At 55.8% G+C, this 3304-nt stretch carries 1 protein-coding gene; it reads right to left on the bottom strand.

Annotation, left to right across the window (positions count from 1 at the left end; all coding sequences use genetic code 11):
* Positions 1-530: 530 nt before the first annotated feature.
* Positions 531-3053 carry a tetratricopeptide repeat protein gene (locus QRN53_RS19590; protein ID WP_285245473.1) on the bottom strand — a complete coding sequence of 841 codons (2523 nt, stop codon included), beginning with the start codon at positions 3051-3053 and terminating at the stop codon, positions 531-533.
* Positions 3054-3304: the final 251 nt, after the last annotated feature.

Raw genomic sequence — 3304 nt, 5'->3', positions numbered from 1 at the left:
TCGGACCCTGGCGCTAACCCGCACCACACATGGACCCCTCAAGAGCGAATATTCACTTCCGGAGTAGCTGCTGATGGCAACCGTCCTCGGGCGTGACCCGCACTCCGACTTGGGATACCCGCCACACCTTCTTCACCGGCAGGATAGTCCGTGCGTGTCATGCACGGAATTCCTCGGGCATCTGGGCGGGCACAAGAGGTACCGGGCGCTAGCGCTAGCGGTGCAAGTGCGCCCGTGATGGGTTTCGCGGCGACGTGGACACGACACCATGTGCAGCTGATCAAGGACTGCTGTGCCCGCTACGCTCCGCTGCTGGCGACCTGGATCGGGTCGGTGCGGGACCGTTTGTTCTTCGCAGTGTGTGAGGATACGGGCATTCGACTCGGCGAGGCGCTGTGCCTGCAACACCGCGACTGGCACAGCAGACAGGGCGAGAAACCCCTTCATCGAAGTCGTGCGACGGGCTCATCCGCATGGGCCGCCGGTGAAGGGCGGGATCTACCGCAAACTTTACATCTCCGATGAACTCATCATTCGTCCCTGCGGCGCTCGTACTCTTTAGCAGCTTCCGGCTGGCCCTGCCGATGGTGAACCGCAGCCATATTGTGAAACACTTGGCGTTGACCAGCGACGTGGCCAACTTTTCCGAACAGCGCTAAAGATTCTTCGTAGAAATCCAATGCTTTAGCCGAGTCACCTAAGAACACGTGTAAGTTGCCGAGATTCATCTGCGCCATGGCCAGACCCACAAGATCCTGCACCTCTTTGTAAGCCTCAATTGCTTCTTGAAAAAGGGATATGGCTTCTTTTGTATTGCCTACCTGATTCAAGGCTGTAGCGAGCTGCGCGAGCGTTGACGCTTCCGCTCTCTTAGACCTGCTCGCGCGGTGAACCTTAAGTGCCGACCTCAAAGTATGGATAGCTTCTCCGTAGCGACCACATTCTCGAAGGGTTATGCCAATGTTGGTAAGCACGTAACCCATGCCCGTGAGGTCGCCGGCTTCTTGACGAAGCTTTGCTGCGCGTTCCAGGGCATGCAGCGCAGCCCCTGTCCCGAACGTCTGTCGATAGACCGCAGACAGCCCAATCCATGCGGCCGCCTGATCTTCTAGGGAACCGCCCGAAGACGCTGCCCGGATCGCTCTTTGGAAAGTACTTGTCGCCTCATCTAGCCGATCGAGAGAAGTCAGGGTGAGCCCGGTATTGTTTAAAGCCTTCGACAACTTGACTTGGTCATCTTCTTGTTCCGCTGCATTCGTAGCGACCGCCAAGACCCTTAACGCCACCGCGAGGCTGCGCTGTAAATCCAGGATTGGTACCAGGCTCATCCCCATACGCCAGGCGGCGTCAGTGTGCCCCAGCGTTTTCGCCAAGAATGCGCTTCCCACTAAATTCGGGAGTTCTCGGTGCATCCAAGCTAAAGCGCTCGATCGACTCTCGGCCTGCTTGTACTGAGATATAACACTGCCGTCTATCCATCCGGCGGCGTCGACTACTATGTCGGCGTAGAACTCTAGGAGCCGCGCTTGGGCTTCTTGGCGGGCTTCGGGCGCTTCCTGCGCTTCGGAAAGTTCTCGACTGTAGAGCCGGACTAAATCATGCATGCGCCAGCGGTTGGTGTCGTGCGCATCCTCCAAAAGATGTCGATCACGCAGGCGACGTAGAGCCCTGACTGTAGCAACGTGCCTGTCGGCCATCATATGTATTACGGCTTCGGTGGAAAACTCGGCAGAAGGGTGCGCAGAGGCGTACTTGAAGTGCAGTAATTCGGAACTCGACAGGCGAGCCACTGACGTTTTAATGCTTGCACGGACCGCGAGATGTCCGTATTCCAGTCCTTCTAGGCGGTCATTCTCTTCTTTGAGCTCTTCGATCAGGTCGCGTACATCTAATCTTGCGTCTGATCTCAAGATAGCCGCACATATACGAAGCGCCAAAGGCAAATCTCCGCAGACCGCAGCAAGCTCGGCAAATTCAGACGGCACGGCGCCCTCATTGCTGGCCCTTCCCGACTCTCGGAGCAATAGGTCGGCGGCGTCAGGATTCGACAGAGGGCCGATGCGCATGGGCGTTGCATTTTGCAATTCGGGGGCAAGCGATTCACGAGAGGTGATTATCACTCGATGAAAGGGCGATCGCGGGAGAAGCGTACGCACCTGTTCTAAAGAGAATACATTGTCCAAGAGTAGAAGCAGCCGCTCTTCTCTTTCTGCCGCCCAGTCTAGTGCCTGATGGTACTGGGTCCCTTGCTGACCGAGATCGGCTGAAATGTCGGTTACACCCAGCGCGCGAAGTGCGCTTGCGAATACTTGATTGGCAGTTACCGGCGACTCATCAATGTCGTAGCCGCGCATGTCGACGACCAACGATCGATAAAACCGGTTCTTGCTGCTCGCTGATCGGCACGCCCAATCAGCCAGAGTGGATTTTCCTGAGCCAGGAAGTCCTGTCAAAACGAGAATTTGGCTGCCGGTAGCCAACTCCCCGCTGGCATTCCAAAGTTTCTCGAAGAGGGCTTTCTCATCAGTCCGAGCCACGATCTCCGGCACCCCGGCAGTAGCAGGGGATAGCGCTCTGACGATAACGGGAGAACGAGGATCCGTTGAATCTATTTGTAAAAATTGCGTCCTGACGCTTGCCATCATGGGCATGTCTAGGATTGATACAACTCTCTCAAGGTGGTACAAGTCAAGGGCGCCAGGCACTGCTTCGTCGAGTATGCGTCGATCTCCAATAGAGATTTCTTGGTTAGTTATAAAAGCTAGCCCGTGCGCTTTATGTTTGCCAACCCCCCGATAGTCGCTTTCCAACTTCGCCTTGACGGCATTGAATGCTTGCTGGCCTCGAGGGAAATATGCGGCCATGATCCACTTTTCGCCGTCCCGCTGCATGACAGCATCTTTGGCTCCATCGGGACCACCGAGTGGATGGCTTGGGTCGATAGCTTCGTAACCGGACTGATGAAGCACTTGAACGGCAAGGCGTTCTGAAGGGGCTTGACCGTTCGTCCAATTGCTCAGTCTGTGCCACGTCTCGTCCCAGCGGGTCAACATGATTAGAGTCTGCCCTAAAACGCCCACCAAGGGTATAAAAGTACCTAAACTACGTCATAATCTCGGTGGTCTCGGTGCATCCATCGTCGGCATGCAGCGGCCGCTTATGTACAGGGCGGATCATAGCATTCTTACTCGCTGGTTGCGACAGAAACTTCTTCGGCCTATTCGAGGCAGAATCAAGCTTAGAAATAGGGGGACTGCTGAAGGTTTAGTTGACAGCTGGGGTTGATATTTTCTTACGCGGCTGA

The organism is Pseudarthrobacter sp. fls2-241-R2A-127 (assembly GCF_030209355.1).
Classification (GTDB): Bacteria; Actinomycetota; Actinomycetes; order Actinomycetales; family Micrococcaceae; genus Arthrobacter.
The sequence above is the reverse complement of the archived record's forward strand: the minus strand, read 5'-3'. Positions and strand labels throughout refer to the sequence as shown.